The organism is Neisseria sp. P0021.S007 (genome assembly GCF_051956855.1).
Window position 1 is genome coordinate 1 of record NZ_JBQCXA010000002.1, and the last position, 22382, is coordinate 22382.

Genomic DNA, 22382 nt, shown 5'->3' on the forward strand with positions numbered 1-22382 from the left:
TTTAGCAAATGTCAACTAAAATTATCGAAAATTCTAACTAACTGTGTTATACTGTCTGCTTCGTTTTCTTCACCGCGTCAGCAGCGAAGAACCGAACTATACGCCTACCTACAAAACCAGTCAACACATTTCACAAAATTATTTTCTGAAATTTAATCACTTCCCTGTTTTAACAGGGTTTTTATTTCTAAAAAAATACTATCAAACTCCCACACTATCCATACATACAAAAAAATACAAACTAAAGGCCGTCTGAAATGCTCTTTCAGACGGCCTTTTGAGGTTTCTATATCTATATTTTAGTCGGCGAACTGTTTTTTCATTCGTTCGCGTCGCTCTTGCGCTTCTACGGACAATGTCGCGGTCGGACGTGCCAGCAGGCGCTTGAGGCCGATGGGTTCGCCGGTATCGGCACAGAAACCGTAATCGCCTTCGTCAATACTGCGGAGAGTCGCTTGCACTTTATTGAGAAGTTTACGCTCGCGATCGCGGGTGCGCAGTTCTAAAGCGTATTCTTCTTCTTGAGTAGCTCGGTCGGCTGGATCGGGAGCGGATTCGTGCTCTTGAAGATGGCCGGTAGTGGTGTTTGCATTTTCAATCAGTTCTTCTTGCATTTTAACCAGTAGTTCGCGGAAGAAGGCCAATTGGTCGCTGTTCATGTAGTCCTCTTCAGGACCATCCCAGTTTAAAATATCTTGTTCTGTCAGCTTTGCCATGGTGTCTGCTTTCGGTTTGTTGTTAATGATTTGGATGCTACGGGTTTGCTTTTATTGGGTTTGCTTTTATTGGGTTTGCTTTTATTGGGTTTTCTTGAATTTCCGTTTTGGAAATTGGGCGAATCATATCATGTTTTACCTATTCATTTGTTCTTTATATTTCGATTTGCACTTTTTTGCACTACCTTACGCCTAAATATATTAATACGCTTTTTAGGACGTTGTATTTTTGGTCGTTAATACCTGCTGCGCTTTCAGACGGCCTATTGAAGCAAACATAGGTTGGTTTGCTGGATAAGTTGGGGAAACCATCGGGCCAGCCACAACCATAATAAGAGTGCCAACAGACTGCCTGAAAAATCGTATCGTCCTGCGCGTAAGAAGGAAAACGGTTTGAGCAATGGCTGCAGAATTCGTTCGATGGCATAAGCCAACGGGGAATAGCGGCCCTGTATGCTGCTCACCATTCTAATAATCAGACCAATAAGTAATGTATAGGCCGCGGCTTTCAGCATATGGAGTGCGGCAAACCAGAAGTTTGCCAAAATCAGCTTATTGCTGATGGACAGCGCCGGCGAGATGAAAATAATGGCGGTACAGGCAAGGTAGTACACCAGAAAACCTGCGGGCAGGCAGTACCAATCGGTTTTCTCGCCGGATGGGAATGCTTTTTGCCAAGGTTTGGTCAGCCAGCCTGTTGCCTGTATGCTGAATTTGAGCAGGGGGTGTTCTGCTGCCAATCCTGCGTATCGGAGCAAAAAGCGCGTGATACACAGGATGGCAATAGCGTCTGCCAATAATAAGAGCAAGTCGCCGCGCATGTTCAGACGGCCTTATATTGTTGCGCCATTTCTTGCGAACGTTTGACGCAGGCTTCTACGCCCTGTTCGATGGCTTCGGCAACGTGACGGGCTTTGAAGGTTTCGATGGCTTCGTGTGTCGTGCCACCTTTGGAAGTCACGTTTTGCTGTAATTGTGCAAATGCTTCGCCGGTCTGTTCGGCCAAAGCCACTGCGCCTTTAAATGTAGCAAGGCTCAGTTCGCGTGCGTCTTGTTCGTTGAAACCTTGTGCCAAAGCCGCATTTTGGAGCGCGCCCAAAAGATAGAAAACATAGGCGGGGCCGCTGCCGCTGATGCCGGTAATATTGTGGAGTTGATCTTCCTCGTTCAGCCAAACGGTTGTACCGACAGAGCGCATGATGCCGTCGGCGGCTGTACGGTCAGCTTCTGAAACGCCTGCATCGGCAAACATACCGGATACGCCTAAACCGATTTTGGCCGGCGTATTGGGCATGATGCGCACGATACGGCGTGTGCCGCCCAGATACTGGCTGAGGGTATCGATGGACAAACCTGCCGCTACGGACAACACCAGCGCGCCATTCAAACGGATGTTTTGACAGGCTGCCTGCATGTCTTGCGGTTTAACAGCGAGAATGAGGACATCGTCCGCACTCAATTCGGGCAGGTTTTCAGAAGTGGCTACGCCCAATTCTTGTACCAGTTGCTCCCGTCTTTCGGCGCCGCGTTCGACAATGTGGACACGATAGCCGTCTTGTTTGACCAAACCGCCTGCAATGGCAGTCGCCATATTGCCGCCGCCGAGAAAATAGATATTCATATATATGTCACTCCTTTGTGATATCGATCAAGCCGTCTGAAACTGCTGTCTGCCCTGTTCAGACGGCCTATTACTTTTATTGAGGATAATGCCGCTTGCCGAAAATCGCGCTGCCGATGCGGACATGGGTTGCGCCGCATTCTACCGCGATTGGCATATCTCCGGACATCCCCATAGACAAAACATCTGCTTCGACGCCTGCCGCGTTCAACTCAGCCAACAGCCGCTGCATGGTATGAAACTGGCTGCGCAACTCATCATCGCTGCTGTCGGCCTTGGCCACACACATCAATCCGCGCACTTTAATATTCGGCAACTTGGCCACTTCAAGGGCCAGCGCAACCGCTTCAGTGGGCGCTACGCCGTGTTTTGCTTCTTCCGCGGCAATGTTCACTTCAATGCACACCTGCAACGGCGGCATTTCAGACGGCCTTTGTTCACTCAAGCGCCGCGCCGTTTTCAGACGGCCTATCGTATGCACCCAATGTGCGCGTTCGGCCACAAATTTGGTTTTATTAGACTGCACATCGCCGATAACGTGCCAAACAATATCCGGCAAATCGGCCAGCGTTTCCGTTTTTTCAAACCATTCCTGAATATAGTTCTCGCCGAAATCGCGCTGACCGGCCGCATACACTTCGCGAATATCGTCTGCTGGAAACGTCTTGCTGACCGCCACCAGCTTCACCGCATCCGCAGACCGTCCTGCAGCCTCAGCCGCCTGTTCAACCGCCCGGCATACGTCCTGATAGTTTTGTTGCAATACCGACATGGTTTTCTCCTTTAACCCGTTCATCACTCGGCATTTTGAAAATTTTACTTGGTCGAACGGATTTATCTATTTAAAATAAAGCGATTTTATTATTCTAAACCAAAACAAGGCCACATTATGCAGATTACCGACTTACTCGCGTTCGGCGTGAAAAACAAAGCCTCCGACCTCCATTTGAGTTCGGGCATTTCCCCCATGATACGCGTACACGGCGACATCCGCCGCATCAACCTGCCCGAGATGAGCTCGGAAGAAGTCGGCACCATGATTACCTCGGTCATGAACGACCACCAGCGCAAGCTCTATCAACAGGATTTTGAAGTCGATTTCTCATTTGAGCTGCCTAATGTTGCCCGTTTCCGCGTCAACGCCTTTATGACCGAACGCGGCCCGGCCGCCGTATTCCGTACCATTCCGAGCACCGTCCTGACGCTGGAAGAATTGCGTGCGCCGCGCATTTTCCAAAAAATTGCCGAAAATCCGCGCGGTTTGGTCTTGGTAACCGGCCCGACCGGTTCGGGTAAATCCACCACGCTGGCGGCGATGGTCAACTACATCAACGAAACCCAACCGGCCCACATTCTGACCATCGAAGACCCGATTGAGTTCGTCCATCAAAGCAAAAAAGCGCTCATCAACCAGCGCGAGCTGCATCAGCACACCCACAGCTTCACCAACGCCCTACGTTCCGCCCTGCGCGAAGACCCAGACGTGATTTTGATCGGTGAGATGCGCGACCCTGAAACCATCTCCCTCGCCCTGACCGCCGCCGAGACCGGCCACTTGGTTTTCGGCACGCTGCACACAACAGGCGCCGCCAAAACCATCGACCGTATTGTCGACGTATTCCCTGCAGGCGAAAAAGAAATCGTGCGCTCCATGTTGTCCGAATCCTTGCGCGCCATCATTTCCCAAACCCTGCTGAAAACCCGCGACGGCAACGGCCGCGTCGCCGCACACGAAATCCTGATTTCCACACCGGCCGTGCGCAACCTCATCCGCGAGAACAAAATCGCCCAAATCAACGCCGCCCTCCAAACCGGTCAGGCCCACGGTATGCAAACCCTCGATCAAGCCCTGCAAACCCTTGTCCGCCAAGGCACCATCAGCCCCGAGCTGGCACGCAGCAAGGCGCAAAACATCGAAAACCTCTCTGTTTTCTAAACCATACCCAGGCCGTCTGAACCCCATCATCCCGTTTTCAGACGGCCTTTGAGCCTGACCGAATACCCGTTTTAAAGAGAATCATCATGAGCGACCTCGCCCCTCTGCACGACCTGTTAAGCGAAATGGTGCAAGCCTACTCACAAAAAAACCAAGCACCGCACATCCCCACCCCGGCCGAAATCGGCACACATCTTCATCCCCTGCTCGACCGCATGTGTGAAGAGGCCGAAAAACGCAACGCGTCCGACATCTTCATCAGCGCAGGCTTTCCTCCTGCCATTAAAGTCGGCGGCACCCTCACGCCCATGCCCCACAAAGCGCTGACCGGCGCGGACACCGCCGCCATCGCCGAATCCACCATGAACCCCGACCAACTCGAAGCCTTCAACCGCGACTGGGAAATCAACTATTCCGTCCAATCGCGCAGCAACACACGCTACCGCGTCAACGCCTACCACGAGCAAGGCCGCGTCGGCATGGTATTGCGCCGCGTCAGCCAAGACATTCCCGAGATGAAAACCCTCGGTTTGCCCGAAAAGCTCCAAGAGCTTGCACTCGCGCCACGCGGCCTGCTGATCCTCGCCGGCCCGACCGGTTCGGGTAAGTCCACCACCATGGCCTCCATGCTCAACTACCGCAACCAAAAGCTGCCCGGCCATATCGTCACCATCGAAGATCCCATCGAGTTTATCTACAAACCTTGCCGCAGCATCTTCACCCAGCGCGAAATCGGCATCGATACCGACAACTGGAAAATTGCCGTTCAAAGCGCCATGCGTCAAGCACCCGATGTCGTCTGTATCGGCGAAGTCCGCAGCGAAGAAAGCATGGAATACGCCCTTCAACTGGCTCAAACCGGCCATCTGTGCGTTTTCACCATCCATGCCAGTACGGCCTCCCAAACCATCGAGCGCATTATCAACTTCTATCCGGAAGACCGCCGCCAACAAGTTTTGATGGATTTGGCGTTAAACCTCGTCGGCATCATCGGCCAACGCCTCACCATCAAGAAAAACCGCCAACGCACGGCCGTTACCGACCTCCTGCTCAACACTCCGGCCATGCAGGACCTGATTTTCAAAGGCGAATTGCTGGAAATCCGCGACCTGATGGCACGCTCCGGCAGCAACGGCATGCAGACGTTCGACCAAAACCTCTTCAACCTCTACGCACAGGGCCAAATCGAACTCAGCGAAGCCCTGCGCCAAGCAGTTTCCGCCAACGATTTGCGCCTGCGCATTCAAATGCACGACGAGGGCAACAATACCGAGCGTCTCTACGACCGCATCAGCGACCTCAACCTGATGACCTGATGGCGCAAGCCAAAAAAGGCCGTCTGAACAAATGTGGAAACGAAATCAAGTATTTCCCCGTATCCGTTCAGACGGCCTTATCCTATTTCAAACATTCTGAAACCGACTGAAAATCCTGTTAAAATCCAATCATTCACCTCATAACGAATAATAAACAACACCATCATGAACACTCCGCCGCTCAAACCTCTGATCATTGCCTCCCTGCCCGTCTTCGCCAGCGTGTTCATCGCCGCCACCCTCGTTTGGCACTTCAACACGCCTAAGCTCGTCATGCCCTTCGTACTCGGCATTATTGCCGGCGGTTTGGTCGACTTGGACAACCGCCTCACAGGCCGTCTGAAAAACATCGTCATCACCGTTGCCCTGTTCACCCTCTCCTCACTGCTTGCCCAAAGCACCATCGGCACAGGCGTTCCCTTCATCTTGGCCATGACCCTGATGACTTTCGGCTTCACCATCCTCGGCACCGTCGGCCTCAAATACCGCACCTTCGCTTTCGGTGCGCTCGCCGTCGCCACCTACACCACGCTGACCTACACACCCGAGACCTACTGGCTGACCAACCCCGTCATGATTCTGTTGGGCACTGTCCTATACAGCGTCAACACCCTGATCTTCCAAATCATCCTGCCCCACCGCCCCGTCCAAGAAACCGTTGCCAACGCCTACGACGCACTCAGCAACTACTTCGATGCCAAAGCCGACTTTTTCGACCCCGACGAAGCCGCATGGTTGGGCAACCGCCAAATCGACTTGGCCATGAGCAACACCGGCGTGATTACCGCCTTCAACCAATGCCGCGGCGCACTTTTCTACCGATTGCGCGGCCAACACCGCCATCCGCGTACCGCCAAAATGCTGCGCTACTACCTCAGCGCGCAAGACATGCACGAACGCATCAGCTCCGCCCACGTCGATTACAGCGAAATGGCCGAGCAGCTCAAAAACACCGACCTCATCTTCCGCATCCGCCGCCTGCTCGAAATGCAGGGTCAGGCATGCCGCAACATTGCCGCCACCCTGCGCAACAACAAACCCTACGCATACAGCAAACGCCTCGGCCGCGCCATGGAAGGCTGCCGCCAGTCCCTCGGCCATTTTGCCGAGACCCACGCCGACAATGCCAACCTCCACAATATCCGCCGCCTGCTCGACAACCTCAGCAGTGTCGATTACCAACTGCGGCAACTGCAAAACGATGCGTCCCTTGCCGAAAACGACAACACCGACACCCGCATCGCCGCCCTTGAAAACACCAAGTTCCGCAATATCGGCGAAACCGTCATCAGCCAACTCAATTTCGACTCCGGCGTCTTCCGCCATGCCACCCGCCTCTCCATCGTCGTGGCCGCGGCCTGCATCATCGTCGAAATCCTCCATCTCAACCTCGGCTACTGGATTCTGCTGACCGCCCTTTTCGTCTGCCAACCCAACTACACCGCCACCAAAAGCCGCGTGTACCAACGCATTGCCGGTACGATTCTCGGCGTGATTGTCGGTTCGCTCGTCCCCTACTTCACCCCGTCCGTTGAAACCAAGCTCTGGATTGTTATCGCCAGCACCACCCTGTTCTTCATGACCCGCAGCTACAAATACAGCTTCTCCACCTTCTTCATCACCATCCAAGCCCTGACCAGCCTCTCGCTTGCCGGTTTGGACGTGTACCACGCCATGCCCATCCGCATCATCGACACCATCGTCGGTTCCGTTATAGCATGGGCTGCCGCCACCTACCTCTGGCCTGATTGGCGTTACCTCACCCTCAGCCATACCGCCGCCCAAACCATTACTGCCAACGGCCGTTATCTCGACGCCATCCTCGACCAGCTGCAAAACGGCAGCCGCGACGATGTCGACTACCGCCTTACCCGCCGCCAAGCCCATGAAAGCACCGCCGCCCTCAGCAGCACCCTGTCTGACATGAGCAGCAACCCGAAAAAATACCAAGACCGCCTGCAAGACGGTTTTACCCTGCTCAAAACCAGCTATGCACTGACCGGCCACATTTCCGCGCTCGGCGCATACCGCGACCAAGTCCGAATCGACGGCAACGACGGCTTTGCGCCCTATGCCAAGCTGACCCACCACATCGCCGAGTTGCTGACCCAAATGCCCCAAACCGACCCCGAGGCTTTTGAAACGGCCATGACCCAAATCCGTCAGGAATTTGCCGAGCTTGAACAAAACACACAAGCGCAGCAAGACCACATCCTCAAACACCAGCTCGACCTGATCATCCGCCAGCTTACCCCGTGCTATCAGGCATTGCACCGACAGGCCGACGTAGAGGCCGTCTGAAAAGAGCCGGACGCTTTCCAGACTGTTTAGCAACAAGTCTGCCAACCATCGGCGTTGAATCCAGCTAAACACTTCCTCAAATAAAAACCAAAAAACAAAAGGCCGTCTGAAACCTGATTTCCAGATTTCAGACGGCCTTTATTTTTAACAATCGATATTAAAACCGATTATGCGCCGCGTTTTTCCAAAGCAGCAACAGCAGGCAACTCTTTACCTTCCAAGAACTCAAGGAACGCGCCGCCGCCGGTAGAGATGTAGCTGATTTGATCGGTTACGCCGAATTTGGCAATCGCCGCCAAAGTGTCGCCGCCGCCGGCAATCGAGAACGCATCGCTTTGGGCAATCGCTTCGGCCAATACTTTGGTACCGCCGGCAAATTGGTCAAACTCAAACACGCCGACCGGGCCGTTCCATACGACCGTACCGGCAGCTTTGAGCAAATCGGCCAAAGCAGCAGCGGATTTAGGGCCGATGTCCAAAATCATGTCGTCTTCGGCAACGTCGGCAATGTCTTTCACCACAGCTTCCGCATCGGCGGCAAAGGCTTTAGCGACAACCACGTCGGTCGGCAGCGGAACAGAGCCGCCTTTAGCCGCCATTTTCGCCATGATTTTTTTGGATTCTTCCACCAAATCGTGTTCGGCCAAAGATTTGCCGATGGCTTTGCCTTCTGCCAACAGGAAGGTATTGGCAATGCCGCCGCCGACGATGAGTTGGTCGACTTTGTCGGCCAAAGATTCGAGGATGGTCAGTTTGGTGGACACTTTGCTGCCGGCAACGATGGCAACCATCGGATGAGCCGGTTGTTTCAGGGCTTTGCCCAAAGCGTCGAGTTCGCCCGCCATCAACACGCCGGCGCAGGCAACCGGTGCGGCTTGGGCAACGGCTTCAGTCGAAGCTTGGGCGCGGTGGGCGGTACCGAATGCGTCGTTGACGAACACGTCGCACAAAGAAGCATAGGCTTTGCCCAGCTCCAAGTCGTTTTTCTTCTCGCCTTTGTTGATGCGCACGTTTTGCAGCATCACGACATCACCGGCGTTCAAAGTCGGTTTGTTTTCACGCCAGTCGTTCAATACTTTCACGTCTTTGCCCAACAGTTTGCCCAAATGTGCGGCAACAGGCGCTACATCGTCTTCAGGATGGAATTCGCCTTCGGTCGGACGGCCGAGGTGGGTCATCACGATCACAGACGCGCCGTTGTCCAAGCAGTATTTGATGGATGCGAGCGAAGCGCGGATACGGGTGTCGTCGCTGATGTTGCCGTCTTTAAACGGTACGTTCATATCGGCGCGGATCAGAACGGTTTTGCCTTGAACATTTTGTTCGGTCAGTTTCAAAAATGCCATGATGATTCCTTTGTGATGGTTGGAAACGGGAATGTTTGGGATTATCCGCGAATGAGGCGCGACGGTAAAGATTGGCAACGGCCGCGCTTGATGTGAATCAGCAGATAAGGCCGCAGGCCGTCTGAAACATTCGGCCTATCTTTGCAGATTTTCCGCTATACTTTGGCGATTGATTTTCATTTTACGGATTGAACCATGTTACGCCGAATTGCTTTAATGCTTGCCTTCACGCTGCCTGCCGCCTCATGGGCGCAGACGCTTTCTGAAACCCTGCCCAACGGTCTGAAAATCATCGTCAAAGAAGACCACCGCGCGCCTGTGGCCGTTTCGCAAATTTGGTACAAAATCGGCAGCGTGGATGAGAAACCGGGCAAAAGCGGCCTGAGCCACGCTTTGGAACACATGATGTTTAAAGGCACGAAAGACGTTCCCTCCGGCGAATTCAACCGCCGCGTGTCCGAGCTGGGCGGACAAAACAATGCCTATACCAACCGAAATGAAACGGTGTATTACGAAAACGTCGCCGCCGCCAACCTGCCTGAGATCCTGAAGCTCGAGGCAGACCGAATGCACAACCTCAACTTCAGTGACAAAGAATTCCTCAACGAGATGAACGTCATCCGCGAAGAACGCCGCCAACGCACGGAAGACACAGCCGACGGCAAAATGTGGGAACAAGCCTATCTTGCCGCCTTTACCCAACCGTCCATGCGCGCCTCCGTCATCGGCTACATGAAAGATTTGCACACCCTCAAAGCCGATGACCTGCGCACGTGGTACAAACAATATTACGCGCCCAACAATGCTGTATTGGTCATTGTCGGCGATGTCGATGCCAAACAAACGCTTCAGACGGCCGCCAAACTCTTTAGCGATATTCCCGCCAAAGCCCAGCCGCCGCGCAACAAACTCCATACCGAACCCTATTTGCGCAAGCCTGTTACGGTCAAAGCCACTTCTCCGGTTACACACCAGCCGCTGATTGCCATCAACTTCCGTGTACCGAAACTCCAAAAACTCGATGACACGATGCCTTTCGCCCTCGACATCCTCTCCGATATTTTGGCAGGCAACGCGTCCAGCCGTTTTGATAAAAACCTCGTGCGTGGCAAGCAAACCGCATTGAACGCAGGAACGCATTACGACATCATCAGCCGTGAAATTCCGCTGTTCAGCGTGATGGCCATGCCTGCCGAAGGCGTGAAAACCGATACTTTGATTGCCCAGCTGCGCCAAGAAATCAAAGACATTGCCGACCACGGCGTTTCCGAAGAAGAATTGCAGCGCGTCAAAACCCAGGCAGCGGTCAGCGAAATCTACGCCAAAGACTCCATGTCTTCCCAAGCCTCCATGATGGGCCGCCTCGAAGCGCGCGGTTTCCAATATACCGACGAACAAGAAATCCACCGCCGCTTACAGGCAGTCAGCGCACAAGAAGTACAGGCCGCCGCCCGAATGTTGACCGACGAGCGCATGAGCACCGTCATCATCGAGCCGCAAAAACCTGCCGCCGCGCCAAGCAAAAAAGCTGCCAAACGCCGATAAACATCAGGCCGTCTGAAAGCCCATACCCTTTCAGACGGCCTTAACAGAAAGCCACAACATGAAACCCACCCTGCTCGCCCTTGCCCTACTCCTGCCCTTAAGCATCCAAGCCGCCACCGACATCCAGCGTTGGCGCAACCGCGACGGCACCCAAATCCTCCTTGTCGAACGCCACGAAAACCCCATCATCGACCTTGAAGTCAGCTTCAAGGGCGCAGGCAGCATCGCCAATCCGGACGGAAAAAGCCAAGTTGCCGAATTTACCGCCGCTCTCCTGACCGACGGCACCCAAGAGCTGGACGAAGAAGCCTTCAATGCCGAAGCCGACAACATCGGCGCACAAATCAGCAGCGACAGCAATGCCGAGAGCGCATCCGCAGGCTTCCGCAGCCTCAGCAAAGCCGACATCCGCGACAAAGCCGCCAACTTGCTCAACCACTCGCTGACCCGTCCGCGCTTTGACGAAGCCGTTTTCCGCCGCCGTCAAATCCAATCCATTACCGGCTTGCAACAACAGGAAACCACCCCCGACTACACCGCTACGCGCGAACTGACCAAGCTCATCTACCCGAATCACCCTTACGGCAGTGGCGCAAACATAACCGTCGACAGCCTTAAACAAGTTAGTCTGGACGACATCCGCGCCTTCCACCGCACCCACTACGGCAAAGACAACGCCATCGTCGCCATCGTCGGCGACCTCAACCGCAAACAGGCAGAGCAACTGGTCGAACGCGTCCTCAAAGACCTGCCGGCCAAAGCCACCGCAACCCATGCCATCCCGCCCGTTCCCAAACAAACCGCCCAACGCCGCGACATCCCCTTTGCCGGCACACAGGCACAAGTCCTGCTCGGCACTTCCCTCTTCAAACGCCACGACCCCGACTATTACGCCCTCGTTGCCGGCAACTACATCCTCGGCGGCGGCGGTTTCGACAGCCGCCTCATGAAAGTTTTGCGCGACCAACACGGCTACACCTACGGCGTATACAGCAGCCTCGCCCCGGCGACAGAAGAAGGCACGTTTGCCGTTTCCTACTCCACCCAAAAGAAAAACACCAAAGCCTCACTGGCCGACACCCAAGCCGTCATTGAGCAGTTTATCGCCGAAGGCCCGACCGAAGCCGAGCTGAAACAGGCCAAAGCCAACATCGTCGGCGGCTTTCCCCTGCGCTACGACTCCAACGACAAACTGCTCAACTACCTGAGCCTGATCGGCCTCTACGACCTACCCAACGACTACTTGGAAGCCTACCCCAAAGCCATCAACAGCCTGACCGTCGAACAAGTCCGCGACGCATGGCAACGCCGCATCAAATTCAAAGACCTCAACACCGTCGTTGTCGGTGCAGAATAAAACGCTTTAAAACAACAGGCCGTCTGAAAGATTTTTCAGACAGCCTGTTTTCTTAATTATTCAAATCGTTTATGTTATCGTGATACAATCACTTGTTTTTTCAATTTTTGATCGTAAAAGGAATATATTTTATGAAAACTTACAAAATATTCAAAAATCCGACAGGTCAATATGAAGCTGTCAAACAAGGTTGGTCTTGGCCTGCATTTTTCTTTGGCGGCATCTGGGCATGCGTGAAAAAAATATGGGGCTTGGGTATCGGAATCTTTGTTGTATTTATAATTTTGAATTTAATCGCCGGTGACAATCAGGCCATGGGAAGCCTTGTCAGCGCACTTGGCTTCGGTGTAGGCATTGTACTTGGCTTACAAGGCAACAAATTGCGTGAAGGAAATCTGAGAAAACGTGGCTATCAAGAAGCGCCTAAAGTCATTCAGGCCAGCAATCCTGAAGCTGCTGTTGCACAATACATTTCTGAATACGAAAAATAAATCGGATTCTTAAAATGAAAAGGCCGTCTGAAACCCAAATCTCAGGTTTCAGACGGCCTTTTTTAACCGGTCAATTACTTATTCAACCGTTACTGATTTAGCCAAGTTGCGCGGTTTGTCCACATCTGTACCGCGTGCAAGGGCGGCGTGGTAAGACAGGAGTTGCACGGGGATGGTGTGCACAATCGGCGAGAGTACGCCGACGTGGCGTGGGGCGCGGATAACGTGCACGCCTTCGGTGGCGTTGAAGTTGCTGTCGAGGTCGGCGAAGACGAAGAGTTCGCCGCCGCGTGCGCCGACTTCCTGCATATTGGCTTTCACTTTGTCCAACAGGCTGTCGTTCGGGGCAATCACGACAACAGGCATGTTCTCGTCCACCAAGGCCAACGGACCGTGTTTCAGCTCACCCGCAGGATAAGCTTCGGCGTGGATATAGGTAATCTCTTTCAGCTTCAATGCGCCTTCAAGGGCGATTGGGAAGTGGATACCGCGACCCAAGAAGAGTGCGCTGGTTTTCTTGGCAAATTTTTGCGCCCAAGCGGCGATTTGTGGCTCAAGGTTGAGAACGTGCTGAATGCTGCCCGGCAGTTGACGCAATTCTTCAACGTATTCACGCGCCTGTTCATCGGAAACCAGACCACGTTGTTTGCCCAAGGTAACGGCCAAGCCGAACAGGACAACCAGTTGGGTCGTGAATGCTTTGGTAGAGGCAACGCCGATTTCTGCGCCGGCGCGTGTGTACAGTACCAATTCGCTTTCACGCGGCAGGGCGGATTCCATCACGTTACAAATAGACAGGCTGTGTTTGTGTCCCAAGGATTGCGCGTATTTTAGGGCTTCCATGGTGTCCAAAGTTTCGCCGGATTGGGAAATGGTGATGACCAATTGTTTCGGATCGGCAATCACGTCGCGGTAGCGGTATTCGCTGGCGATTTCCACGTCGGTCGGCACTTTGGCGATGGATTCGAACCAGTATTTGGCGGTCAGCGCGGCATAGTAGGACGTACCGCAAGCAAGAATTTTGATGCTGTGGATATCGTCGAACACTTCGCGGGCGTTGGCGCCGAAGTTTTCAGGTTCGAAGCCGCCATCAAGGAAGACTTCGGCGGTATCGGCGATGGCGCGGGGTTGCTCGTGGATTTCTTTTTGCATGAAGTGGCTGTATGGGCCCAACTCCAAAGAAGCCAGAGACAATTCGGATACTTTAACCGCGCGTTCGGTTTGCGCACCGGTTTTATCGAGCAATTTTTCGATACCGTTTGCGTTCAACAGGGCGATGTCGCCGTCTTCCAAGTAAGCGATGCGGCGGGTAAAGGCGATCACGGCGGATACGTCGGAAGCGATAAAGGTTTCTTGGTCGCCCAAGGCTACCAACAGCGGGCAGCCCATGCGCGCAACAACCATTTGTTCAGGGTTGTCTTGTGCGATAACGGCAATGGCGTATGCACCATGGAAACGGGCAGTCGCAGCTTGGACGGCTTCAAACAGTTTGCCGCCGTTTTGTGTGTATTCGTGGTTGACGCTGTGGGCGATGACTTCAGTATCGGTTTGCGATTCGAAGGTGTAACCCAACGCTTTCAGGCGTTCACGTTCGGCTTCAAAGTTTTCGATGATGCCGTTGTGGACAACCGCGATCATGCCGCCGGAAATATGAGGGTGGGCATTAGGCTCGGTTACACCGCCGTGGGTTGCCCAACGGGTGTGGCCGATGCCGATATGGCCGAACACGCCTTTTTCGCGTGCCGCATCTTCCATCAGCTGCACGCGGCCGACACGGCGGACGCGTTTGATTTTGCCGTCCATGTTGACGGCGATACCCGACGAATCGTAGCCTCGGTATTCAAGGCGTTTGAGACCGTCGGTCAGAAAATCGACTACATTGTGATTGGCGCGAATAGCACCTACGATACCGCACATATTAAGTTCCTTAGTATCAAAAGTTTGAGAAAATGACTGCTGCTCCGGCTCCCGAAAGCGGCAGTCGGAAAACGCCGTTTTATATTCATTGAAATGGCAAATCTAGGTTTCAGACGGCCTTTTATGTTTCTCAAGGCCGTCTGAAAACAAATAAAAGACCGGCCTTACTTCTTATCGCCTTTTTCCGGACGCACCCAGCCTTCGATGACGGTTTGGCGCGAACGGGCGAGAACGAGTTTGCCGTCTTCGCAGTTGCGGGTAATCGCGCTGCCCGCGCCTGTCGTCACTTTGTTGCCGAGGGTAACGGGGGCAACCAGTACGCAGTTTGAACCGATGCGCACTTCGTCGCCAATGACGGTTTTGTGTTTGTTCACGCCGTCGTAGTTAGCAATAATCGTGCCGGCGCCGAAGTTGGTTTTGCTGCCGATCTCGGCATCACCGATGTAGGTGAGGTGGTTGGCTTTGGTACCATTGCCGATGGAGGCATTTTTGACTTCGACGAAGTTGCCGATGTGTACGTCGTCGGCCAGTTTGGCTTGCGGACGCAAACGGGCGTATGGGCCGATTTGGTTGTTTTCGCCCACTTCGCAACCTTCAAAATGGGAGAATGGCGCGATTTTGGTGTTGGCACCGATTTTGGCGTTTTTGATCACGCAGTTGGCACCGATTTCGACGTTGTCGCCGAGTTCGACTTCGCCTTCGATGACGACGTTGACGTCAATCACGACATCTTGTCCGTGTTTCAGACGGCCCCGTAAATCAAAACGTGCTGGATCGCGCAGGGTGACGCCTGCTTTGAGCAATTCTTGCGCCTGTTCGGTTTGGAAAATACGCTCGAGTTCGGCCAGTTGGAGTTTGTTGTTCACGCCGGCGGCCAGATGGGAGGCGCGCACTTGGACGGGATGAACTTTGATGCCGTCGGCAACGGCTTTGGCGATGAGGTCGGTCAGATAGTATTCGCCTTGGGCATTGTTGCTGGAAAGGCTGTTCAACCAAGCTTCGAGTTTGGCATTGGGCAGAACCAAAATGCCGGTATTGATTTCTTTCACGGCTTTTTGGGCGGCATCGGCGTCTTTTTCTTCGACAATGGCGGTTACGTTGCCGTTGCTGTCGCGGATGATGCGGCCCAAACCTGTCGGATCGTTGGGCACGTCGGTCAACAGACCGACTTCGTTGCCTGCGGCTTCGAGCAGGGTTTCGAGGGTGGCGGCGTCAATCAGGGGGACGTCGCCGTACAACACCAGCGTGCGGCCTTCGGCGGCAAGGTGCGGCAGGGCGGTTTTGACGGCGTGGCCGGTACCGAGCTGTTCGGTTTGTTCAACCCAAACGACATCGCGTTTGACGGTGTCCAAGACTTGCTCTTTGCCGTGGCCGATGACGACGCAGATGTTTTGGGGATTCAGGGAGGCGGCAGTGTCGATAACGCGCTCAACCATGGGAAGGCCGCCGATGCGGTGCAGCACTTTGGGCATTTTGGAGTACATGCGCGTGCCTTTGCCGGCGGCGAGGATGACGATATTTAAAGCTGTCTGAGCCATGATACGGTTTCCGTTGTCGTTGTTTGAGGCCGTCTGAAAAGTGGGGCAACAAGTGTTGATTGTTTTTCACTCCGTTTCAGACGGCCTTGGGGATATTGTTATTCGGTTGCTGGCTGTTGGTTGGCAAATTGCGGTTTTTGCCAGTTTTGGCCGCGTTCAGCGTGTTCCGCTTGATTGGATTGGACGGCGCGGCGCTCTGGGCGGAACTGGTTGTAATTCATGTTTTTAGAATAAGTACCATCCTGATAAACGATAGGCGTGCCGGTAGCATATTTTTGGCGTACGGCGGTACGGCCGGATTCGTTGGTGTAGGTTTCCCAAGAACAACCGGCCAAAACGGCGGCGGCAGTCAGGATTAAAGCGAGTTTACGCATGATGTTGTCCTTGTTTTTAAATGTCGTCAATACCGTGTATTGTACTTGATTTTTAAAAATTTCACGGCAGTTTTGTGCAAAATTCAAGCAAACCCTGCATATCTTTCGCTATGCCGTCGGCAAATGGCAACGGATGGGCTTTTTCGCCGTACCAAACGGTCTTCATGCCCAAGGCTTTGGCTTGGTGCAGATTGTCGGCGCTGTCGTCCACCATAATGCACTGTTCGGGTTTGACGCCCAACAGGCGGCAGACGTTGAGATAGGCTTGCGGATTGGGTTTGTAGAGCAGGCCGAAGTCGTCCGTGCCGAACAAGCCGTCAAAATGCGCTTCCAAGCCCAATGCTTCAACCAATGCGCGGACATAAAACGAAGGCCCGTTGGAAAATACGGCTTTTCGCCCTTTCAGACGGCCTAAAACGTCATCAGTTCCATCCATACCCTCCACCTTTGCCAAAATTTGCTTAAGCGGGTGACTTTCACGCAAAAATTCATCGATATCGACTTCGGGATGGTGGATTTGCAAACCGGCAAGCGTCGCGCCGTATCGGTGCCAATAATCTTGGCGCAGGTGGGAGGCGGCTTCTTCGGAAAGTTTCAGACGGCCTGCCATGTATTCGGTCATGGCGCGGTTGATGATGTAGAAAATGCCGGCTTCGGCATTGTGCAAAGTGTTGTCGAGGTCAAACAGCCAAACGGGGGAATGATTCATATCGTGCCTTGATATGCAGATTTTGTTATGATATTTCGTATTTTACCCGTACAAAGGAAAGAGAATGAAACTGAAATTGTCCGCCCTCGCCCTGTTGCTGGCTTCGGCAAACCTGTACGCCCAAACCGAAGTGCGTCTGGCCGTGCACAAATCCTTCAGCCTGCCCCAATCCGTCATCGCGCAATTTGAAAAAGCCAACGATGCCAAAGTGTCCGTCATCAAGGCAGGCAGTGGCAACGAAATGCTCAACAAGCTGATTTTGAGCAAAGCCAACCCGATTGCCGATGCGGTTTACGGTTTGGACAACGCCAACATCGGCAAAGCCAAAGCCGCCGGCATCCTCGCCGCCAGCCAACCCAAATCCGCGCCCGTAACCGCGTCCCTGCCCGATGCGCTGGCCGTCGATTACGCCTATGTCACCATCAACTACGACAAAAAATGGTTTGAACAGAAAAAACTGCCTCTGCCGCAAACCCTGCAAGACCTGACCAAACCGGAATATAAAAACCTTCTGGTGACCCCGTCTCCCGCCACATCATCGCCCGGCCTCTCCTTCCTCTTGGCCAACATCGGCGGCATGGGTGAAGAAGGCGCGTTCAAATGGTGGGCGCAAATGCGCCAAAACGGCGTGAAAGTCGCCAAAGGTTGGAGCGAAGCCTACTACACCGACTTCACCCAAAACGGCGGCGCCTACCCCCTCGTGGTCAGCTATGCCACCAGCCCGGCGGCCGAAGTCCACTACTCCAAAGGCAAATACAGCACCCCGCCCACCGGCAACCTCTTCCTCAAAGGTGGCACATTCCGCCAAGTTGAAGGCGCGGCCGTTTTGAAAGGCGCAAAACAACCCGAGCTGGCAGCCAAACTGGTGAGCTGGCTGCAAAGCGGCGAAGTGCAAAAAGCCCTGCCTGCCGAAATGTGGGTCTATCCGGCAGTCAAAAACACGCCGCTGCCCAAAGTATTCGAGTTTGCCCAAACCCCGAAACACAGCGATTCCCCCAACCGTGCCGACATCAACACCAAACAAAAACAATGGGTGAGCCGTTGGAGCAAAACCGTTTTACGTTAAACCGAAAAACTTAAAAACACATCAAGGCCGTCTGAAAAAACAAATCATTAGTTTTTCAGACGGCCTTGTTTTACAATGACCTTTTAAACAACTTCACACGCATACACAATTATGAATTTCGATCTTCAATCCCTCTCCCCCTTCTCCGGTTGGGAACAACTCGCCCAAACCGGCATGTCTTTCGGCACGAACCTGCTGGCCGCCTTGGCCATCTTCTTTATCGGCCGCTGGGTCACCACGCGCGTGGTGACACTGATGAAAACCGCACTGACGCGCGCCAAAGTCGATAAAACGCTGGTCAGCTTCCTCGGCAACGTCGCCAACATCGGCCTGCTGATCCTCATCATCATCGCCGCACTGGGTAAACTCGGTATTCCGACCACTTCCGTGACCGCCTTGATCGGTGGCGCAGGCTTGGCCGTGGCTTTGTCTTTGAAAGACCAACTGTCCAACTTCGCCGCCGGCGTGCTGATTATCCTGTTCCGCCCGTTTAAAGTCGGCGACTTTATCCGCGTCAACGGTTTTGAAGGTATCGTCCGAGAAATCAAAATGGTGCAGACCTCTTTGAGCACGCCGGACAACGAAGAAGTCGTCCTACCCAACAGCGTGGTCATGACTAACAGCATCACCAACCGCTCCTCCCTGCCCCTGTGCCGCGCCCAAGTCGTTGTCGGCGTCGATTACGCCTGCGACTTGAAAGCCGCCAAAGCCGCCGTATTGAGAGCGGCAACCGAGCATCCATTGTGTGTTCAAACCGAAGAACGACCTGCCGTCGTATACATTACCAACCTTGGCGACAGCGCCATCGAAATTACCCTTTGGGCGTGGACGCAAGAAGAAAATCTCGGCCCGTTCCGATTCGCCCTGAACGAGCAAGTGGTTGAAAACCTGCGCGAAGCCAACATCAACATCCCATTCCCACAATGTGATGTCCACCTCATTCAGCCGAAAGACTGATTTCAGCTTTCAGGCCGTCTGAAACCCGGCGGGTCAAACGCCCGCCCCATTCCACCATTTCCATAAGGAGCCGCCATGTCCCATCTGCAAACCATCGCCGATCACCTGACCAGCCGCCGTCAAACCGTTACCTGCGCCGAGTCCTGCACCGGCGGCCTGCTTGCAGGTGCGCTGACCTCCCTCTCCGGCAGCTCGCAATGGTTTCATCAAAGCTTCGTCACATACAGCAACCAAGCCAAACAAGACCGCCTCGGCGTCATGCCCGATACCTTGCTGAAACACGGCGCGGTCAGCCGCGAGACCGTCTATGAAATGGCACGCGGCGCAAAGGCCGTGGCGCAGGCAGATTACGCCTTGAGTATTTCCGGCATCGCCGGCCCCGGCGGCGGCAGCGCGGCCAAACCGGTCGGCACAGTCTGGTTCGGCCTGGCCACGCCCGAAGGCTCGTTTGAGCAAACCGCGCTTTTCCCAGGCGATCGCGAAGCAGTAAGGGCGCAAGCTGTCGAATACGCATTGGCTTTCTTGGCGGAACATTTGGTTTGATAGAAAAAATACAGGCCATCTGAAATCTGGAAATCAGGTTTCAGACGGCCTTTTTATTATCTATTTAAACCATCGGCAGATTTATACGCCCAAAAGTTCTTTGCCGAGGAAGCTGCCTTTTTCGACACCCGGCAGGACGAAGAAATAGCCGCCGCCAAACGGGCTGATGTATTCCTCCAGAGGCTCGCCGTTGAGCAGGTTTTGCACGAAGATGAAGCCGTCGGCAAGGTTGGCCTGATAGCAGATGAAAATCAGGCCGACATCGAGCTGGCCGTTGGCGGCAAGGCCGCGCGAATAGTTGAAGGCGCGGCGGTAGAGCAGGTGTTTTTTCATGAACTCCGGATCGCGCGGGTTGGCAAGGCGCATATGGCTGTCTTTGGGCGTGATTTTGCCGTCGGGGTCTTTGGCAAAATCGGCGGTGTCGCCCTCTTTTTTACCGTCCATGGGCGCGCCGCTGTATTTGCGCCGGCCGAAAATATCGGTTTGTTCCTGCATCGGGGTGCGGTCCCAAAACTCGACAAAGTGGCGGATAAGGCGGACGGCCTGATAGCTGCCGTTTTTCGCCCATGCCGGTTCGTCCAAGCTGTTGGCAGCAACGCCCGTCCACAGGACTTGATCGGCGACTTTGGGATCTTCGACTTTGGGATTGCCGGAGCCGTCGCGGAAACCTAAAAGATTGCGCGCGGCAATGGCGCCGGGTTCGGCTTTAGGGAGCCAACCGTCTATGCTCCAGCGGATGACGGCAAACTGGGCGGTGTTTTTGATGATGTCGCGCAGGGCGGCTTGGCAGGTTTCGGGGGAGAATGCGCAAATTTGCAGGCTGAGGTCGCCGTCGCACCAAGATTTTTGGAGTTTGTCGTTGGGGAAGTCGCGCATTTCCTGCAGGTGTTTCGGCTTTTTGTCTTTGAGGCCGAAGCGGTCGTCAAAGAGGCTGCTGCCGACGCCGACGGTAACCGTCAGCCCGTCGGGACGGAATTGTTTGCCGAGAATGCCGCTGCCTGCAGGCGGGAGCTTGTCATCGCCGTCTTGGTATTCGCCGCCTTGGGTGAGGAATTCGATGCGGGCGGTCAGGGCGCGGAACAGGTTTTCAAGTTGTTTGGCGTCTTTGGCGGTAACATCAAAGGCACACATGATGCCGAAGAGCTGGTGTGGCGTAACGATGCCTGCCTGATGCTCGCCATAACACGGATAGGCCAGCTCGGAATGTTGGTTGTTTTGGGTTTCGGCGGCGGCTTCGCCTTGTTTTTTACCGGCAAAATAACCGGCAACGCCGATGGCGCCGGCGGCAAGGGCAGTTTTGAAAAGGGTTCGTTTTTCGGGTTGCTCCGGTTGTTTGTTTTGGCTCATGGTCTGCTCCTTGGCAGGGAACGGAAAGATTGCAATCGTGTGAAGTAAGGTCGGTTTTCAAGCATATTTTGTGTGGGCGACAATAAGATTCAGACGGCCTTTCAATATCCAAAGGCCGTCTGAAAACGCGTTATCTTATTTCAAACCCAAAATGCCGCGCAGTTTGGCCAAGTCTTCTGCCAAGGCATTAATTGGCGCCTGCAGGGCTTTGCGGTCTTCTTCGCTCAGTTTGTCATACAGCTCGAAACCGTTCGGGGTTTTGTATTTCGCCAAAATGTCTTCAACCTGTTTGAAGTTGGCATCGGTTTTTTCCAACAACGCTTTGTCTTTGGCTTCGATCAGTGGACGGAACAAATCAACGATTTTTTTGGAGCCTTCCACATTGGCTTGGAAGTCGCTCAAGTCGGTATGGCTGTAACGGTCTTCTTCGCCGCTGATTTTGCTGCCGGCCACTTCTTCAATCAGTTCGGACGCGCCGCCGACCACCTTACCCGGAGGAAACGCCAATGCGTCGATTTCTTTTTGCAGTGCTTCGACATCGGTCATCAGTTTGGCTGCAATTTCCTTCACGCCGGATACGTCTTTTTCTACCCAAAGGGCGTGTTCGATACGGTGGAAGCCGGTAAATCCGGCATCTTTCGCACCGTCTTTGAAGTCGTCTTCACGCGCATCGATGACGGGGTCGAGTTCGCTGAAAAGCTCGGCAATCGGTTCGATACGTTCGTAATGGACGCGGGTGGCGGCAAACAGGGATTTGGCCTTTTCAATGTCGCCGGCTTTAACGGCTTCGGTAAAGGTTTTGGTTTTCGCCACCAGCTCTTTAACCTCGCCTTGAACGTAAGCTTTATAGTCGGCGAGCGGTTGGGACAGTTTTTCCAAATCCGCTTCGTTGGCAGTGTCTTTGAAGCCGCTGTCGGTAACAATCAGCTTACCGCGCGGATTTGTCAACAGGCCGCAAGTCATTTCGTATTCGCCCGGCAGTAGGGTAACGGTCATTTTGTCGGATAAACCCGGGGCGATGTTTTCACGCTCGTCCACCACCATCACGCCTTTCAGGATTTCCCATTCCAGCTTGCGGCCGCTGTCGTTTTTAATGTTGAACACGACTTGGCCGCTGGGGACGGTCAATTCCATCGGTTCGCAGGCAGTATCGTTCACACCGATATTGACCGAACCGTCGGCATTGGCGGCAGCGGATGCGCCTGAAGCGGCAGGCGCGGCTTTTTCGGCTTCAGGCGGCTGACACGCGGTCAAACCCAGAGCCAGCATTACAGACAAAGCAGTCAGATTGAATTTTTTCAT

The 22382-nt window shown here is 53.9% G+C and carries 20 protein-coding genes; 9 read left to right on the plus strand and 11 right to left on the minus strand.

Annotation, left to right across the window (positions count from 1 at the left end; all coding sequences use genetic code 11):
• Positions 1-299: 299 nt before the first annotated feature.
• The 4 genes from dksA to ACTHUR_RS03035 all read right to left on the minus strand — a co-directional run bounded on the left by dksA (position 300) and on the right by ACTHUR_RS03035 (position 3109).
• The gene (dksA, locus tag ACTHUR_RS03020) at positions 300-716 is read right to left on the minus strand and encodes an RNA polymerase-binding protein DksA (RefSeq protein ID WP_004519243.1); all 417 of its coding nucleotides are present in this window, start codon (positions 714-716) and stop codon (positions 300-302) included.
• Positions 717-979: 263 nt separating this feature from the next.
• A complete protein-coding gene (locus ACTHUR_RS03025; protein WP_004519242.1) occupies positions 980-1537 on the minus strand; it encodes a YggT family protein in 558 nt (185 codons plus the stop codon).
• 2 nt (positions 1538-1539) lie between these two features.
• Positions 1540-2337: a pyrroline-5-carboxylate reductase gene (gene proC, locus ACTHUR_RS03030; RefSeq protein ID WP_004519241.1), complete on the minus strand. Its 798-nt coding sequence runs from the start codon at positions 2335-2337 to the stop codon at positions 1540-1542.
• A 76-nt stretch (positions 2338-2413) separates the two neighbouring features.
• Complete coding sequence (locus tag ACTHUR_RS03035; protein WP_039861911.1) at positions 2414-3109, minus strand: YggS family pyridoxal phosphate-dependent enzyme; 696 nt, start codon at positions 3107-3109, stop codon at positions 2414-2416.
• A 117-nt stretch (positions 3110-3226) separates the two neighbouring features.
• Here ACTHUR_RS03035 and ACTHUR_RS03040 point away from each other — a divergent pair, with 117 nt between their 5' ends.
• The 3 genes from ACTHUR_RS03040 to yccS all read left to right on the plus strand — a co-directional run bounded on the left by ACTHUR_RS03040 (position 3227) and on the right by yccS (position 7890).
• Positions 3227-4273 carry a type IV pilus twitching motility protein PilT gene (locus ACTHUR_RS03040; RefSeq protein WP_004519239.1) on the plus strand — a complete coding sequence of 349 codons (1047 nt, stop codon included), beginning with the start codon at positions 3227-3229 and terminating at the stop codon, positions 4271-4273.
• Between the two features lie 86 nt (positions 4274-4359).
• Complete coding sequence (locus ACTHUR_RS03045) at positions 4360-5589, plus strand: PilT/PilU family type 4a pilus ATPase (protein WP_039861910.1); 1230 nt, start codon at positions 4360-4362, stop codon at positions 5587-5589.
• Between the two features lie 165 nt (positions 5590-5754).
• A complete protein-coding gene (yccS, locus tag ACTHUR_RS03050; RefSeq protein ID WP_049335626.1) occupies positions 5755-7890 on the plus strand; it encodes a YccS family putative transporter in 2136 nt (711 codons plus the stop codon).
• Positions 7891-8057: 167 nt separating this feature from the next.
• On the opposite strand, the gene ACTHUR_RS03055 is transcribed toward yccS, so the two are convergent.
• Positions 8058-9236 (minus strand): phosphoglycerate kinase, encoded by a 1179-nt coding sequence (locus ACTHUR_RS03055; protein WP_004519232.1) that lies wholly within the window; start codon positions 9234-9236, stop codon positions 8058-8060.
• Positions 9237-9431: 195 nt separating this feature from the next.
• On the opposite strand from ACTHUR_RS03055, the gene ACTHUR_RS03060 reads away from it, so the two are divergent.
• The 3 genes from ACTHUR_RS03060 to ACTHUR_RS03070 all read left to right on the plus strand — a co-directional run bounded on the left by ACTHUR_RS03060 (position 9432) and on the right by ACTHUR_RS03070 (position 12629).
• Entirely contained in the window at positions 9432-10781 is a 1350-nt protein-coding gene (locus ACTHUR_RS03060; RefSeq protein WP_049335628.1) for a M16 family metallopeptidase, read from the plus strand.
• A 58-nt stretch (positions 10782-10839) separates the two neighbouring features.
• Positions 10840-12138, plus strand: coding sequence for a M16 family metallopeptidase (locus ACTHUR_RS03065; protein WP_070695219.1), 1299 nt, complete (start codon positions 10840-10842; stop codon positions 12136-12138).
• A 131-nt stretch (positions 12139-12269) separates the two neighbouring features.
• Positions 12270-12629 (plus strand): DUF2628 domain-containing protein, encoded by a 360-nt coding sequence (locus tag ACTHUR_RS03070; RefSeq protein WP_004519228.1) that lies wholly within the window; start codon positions 12270-12272, stop codon positions 12627-12629.
• 78 nt (positions 12630-12707) lie between these two features.
• Here ACTHUR_RS03070 and glmS read toward each other — a convergent pair whose 3' ends face one another.
• The 4 genes from glmS to ACTHUR_RS03090 all read right to left on the minus strand — a co-directional run bounded on the left by glmS (position 12708) and on the right by ACTHUR_RS03090 (position 17167).
• A complete protein-coding gene (gene glmS, locus ACTHUR_RS03075) occupies positions 12708-14546 on the minus strand; it encodes a glutamine--fructose-6-phosphate transaminase (isomerizing) (protein WP_070624839.1) in 1839 nt (612 codons plus the stop codon).
• 164 nt (positions 14547-14710) lie between these two features.
• Positions 14711-16084: a bifunctional UDP-N-acetylglucosamine diphosphorylase/glucosamine-1-phosphate N-acetyltransferase GlmU gene (gene glmU, locus ACTHUR_RS03080; RefSeq protein WP_440361238.1), complete on the minus strand. Its 1374-nt coding sequence runs from the start codon at positions 16082-16084 to the stop codon at positions 14711-14713.
• 98 nt (positions 16085-16182) lie between these two features.
• Positions 16183-16458: a membrane lipoprotein lipid attachment site-containing protein gene (locus tag ACTHUR_RS03085; RefSeq protein ID WP_039861930.1), complete on the minus strand. Its 276-nt coding sequence runs from the start codon at positions 16456-16458 to the stop codon at positions 16183-16185.
• Positions 16459-16519: 61 nt separating this feature from the next.
• On the minus strand, positions 16520-17167 hold the full coding sequence (locus ACTHUR_RS03090; RefSeq protein ID WP_049333140.1) for a pyrimidine 5'-nucleotidase: 648 nt from the start codon (positions 17165-17167) through the stop codon (positions 16520-16522).
• Between the two features lie 64 nt (positions 17168-17231).
• Here ACTHUR_RS03090 and ACTHUR_RS03095 point away from each other — a divergent pair, with 64 nt between their 5' ends.
• The 3 genes from ACTHUR_RS03095 (at position 17232) to ACTHUR_RS03105 (ending at position 19733) form a co-directional block, all read left to right on the plus strand.
• Positions 17232-18233: a thiamine ABC transporter substrate-binding protein gene (locus tag ACTHUR_RS03095; protein ID WP_440361239.1), complete on the plus strand. Its 1002-nt coding sequence runs from the start codon at positions 17232-17234 to the stop codon at positions 18231-18233.
• Positions 18234-18344: 111 nt separating this feature from the next.
• On the plus strand, positions 18345-19190 hold the full coding sequence (locus ACTHUR_RS03100; RefSeq protein WP_440361240.1) for a mechanosensitive ion channel family protein: 846 nt from the start codon (positions 18345-18347) through the stop codon (positions 19188-19190).
• Between the two features lie 75 nt (positions 19191-19265).
• Positions 19266-19733 (plus strand): CinA family protein, encoded by a 468-nt coding sequence (locus ACTHUR_RS03105; RefSeq protein ID WP_296183990.1) that lies wholly within the window; start codon positions 19266-19268, stop codon positions 19731-19733.
• Positions 19734-19814: 81 nt separating this feature from the next.
• Here the strand turns inward: ACTHUR_RS03105 and efeB are convergent, their stop codons facing one another.
• Both efeB and efeO read right to left on the minus strand, forming a co-directional pair.
• Positions 19815-21080, minus strand: coding sequence for an iron uptake transporter deferrochelatase/peroxidase subunit (gene efeB / locus ACTHUR_RS03110; RefSeq protein WP_128582165.1), 1266 nt, complete (start codon positions 21078-21080; stop codon positions 19815-19817).
• A gap of 135 nt (positions 21081-21215) precedes the next feature.
• Positions 21216-22382, minus strand: coding sequence for an iron uptake system protein EfeO (efeO, locus tag ACTHUR_RS03115; RefSeq protein WP_049335642.1), 1167 nt, complete (start codon positions 22380-22382; stop codon positions 21216-21218).

What these genes read in the sequence shown, in the direction of transcription:
- dksA (WP_004519243.1), bottom strand. Translation starts at nt 716, where the DNA reads ATGGCAAAGCTGACAGAACAAGATATTTTAAACTGGGATGGTCCTGAA.
- ACTHUR_RS03025 (WP_004519242.1), bottom strand. Translation starts at nt 1,537, where the DNA reads ATGCGCGGCGACTTGCTCTTATTATTGGCAGACGCTATTGCCATCCTG.
- proC (WP_004519241.1), bottom strand. Translation starts at nt 2,337, where the DNA reads ATGAATATCTATTTTCTCGGCGGCGGCAATATGGCGACTGCCATTGCA.
- ACTHUR_RS03035 (WP_039861911.1), bottom strand. Translation starts at nt 3,109, where the DNA reads ATGTCGGTATTGCAACAAAACTATCAGGACGTATGCCGGGCGGTTGAA.
- ACTHUR_RS03040 (WP_004519239.1), top strand. Translation starts at nt 3,227, where the DNA reads ATGCAGATTACCGACTTACTCGCGTTCGGCGTGAAAAACAAAGCCTCC.
- ACTHUR_RS03045 (WP_039861910.1), top strand. Translation starts at nt 4,360, where the DNA reads ATGAGCGACCTCGCCCCTCTGCACGACCTGTTAAGCGAAATGGTGCAA.
- yccS (WP_049335626.1), top strand. Translation starts at nt 5,755, where the DNA reads ATGAACACTCCGCCGCTCAAACCTCTGATCATTGCCTCCCTGCCCGTC.
- ACTHUR_RS03055 (WP_004519232.1), bottom strand. Translation starts at nt 9,236, where the DNA reads ATGGCATTTTTGAAACTGACCGAACAAAATGTTCAAGGCAAAACCGTT.
- ACTHUR_RS03060 (WP_049335628.1), top strand. Translation starts at nt 9,432, where the DNA reads ATGTTACGCCGAATTGCTTTAATGCTTGCCTTCACGCTGCCTGCCGCC.
- ACTHUR_RS03065 (WP_070695219.1), top strand. Translation starts at nt 10,840, where the DNA reads ATGAAACCCACCCTGCTCGCCCTTGCCCTACTCCTGCCCTTAAGCATC.
- ACTHUR_RS03070 (WP_004519228.1), top strand. Translation starts at nt 12,270, where the DNA reads ATGAAAACTTACAAAATATTCAAAAATCCGACAGGTCAATATGAAGCT.
- glmS (WP_070624839.1), bottom strand. Translation starts at nt 14,546, where the DNA reads ATGTGCGGTATCGTAGGTGCTATTCGCGCCAATCACAATGTAGTCGAT.
- glmU (WP_440361238.1), bottom strand. Translation starts at nt 16,084, where the DNA reads ATGGCTCAGACAGCTTTAAATATCGTCATCCTCGCCGCCGGCAAAGGC.
- ACTHUR_RS03085 (WP_039861930.1), bottom strand. Translation starts at nt 16,458, where the DNA reads ATGCGTAAACTCGCTTTAATCCTGACTGCCGCCGCCGTTTTGGCCGGT.
- ACTHUR_RS03090 (WP_049333140.1), bottom strand. Translation starts at nt 17,167, where the DNA reads ATGAATCATTCCCCCGTTTGGCTGTTTGACCTCGACAACACTTTGCAC.
- ACTHUR_RS03095 (WP_440361239.1), top strand. Translation starts at nt 17,232, where the DNA reads ATGAAACTGAAATTGTCCGCCCTCGCCCTGTTGCTGGCTTCGGCAAAC.
- ACTHUR_RS03100 (WP_440361240.1), top strand. Translation starts at nt 18,345, where the DNA reads ATGAATTTCGATCTTCAATCCCTCTCCCCCTTCTCCGGTTGGGAACAA.
- ACTHUR_RS03105 (WP_296183990.1), top strand. Translation starts at nt 19,266, where the DNA reads ATGTCCCATCTGCAAACCATCGCCGATCACCTGACCAGCCGCCGTCAA.
- efeB (WP_128582165.1), bottom strand. Translation starts at nt 21,080, where the DNA reads ATGAGCCAAAACAAACAACCGGAGCAACCCGAAAAACGAACCCTTTTC.
- efeO (WP_049335642.1), bottom strand. Translation starts at nt 22,382, where the DNA reads ATGAAAAAATTCAATCTGACTGCTTTGTCTGTAATGCTGGCTCTGGGT.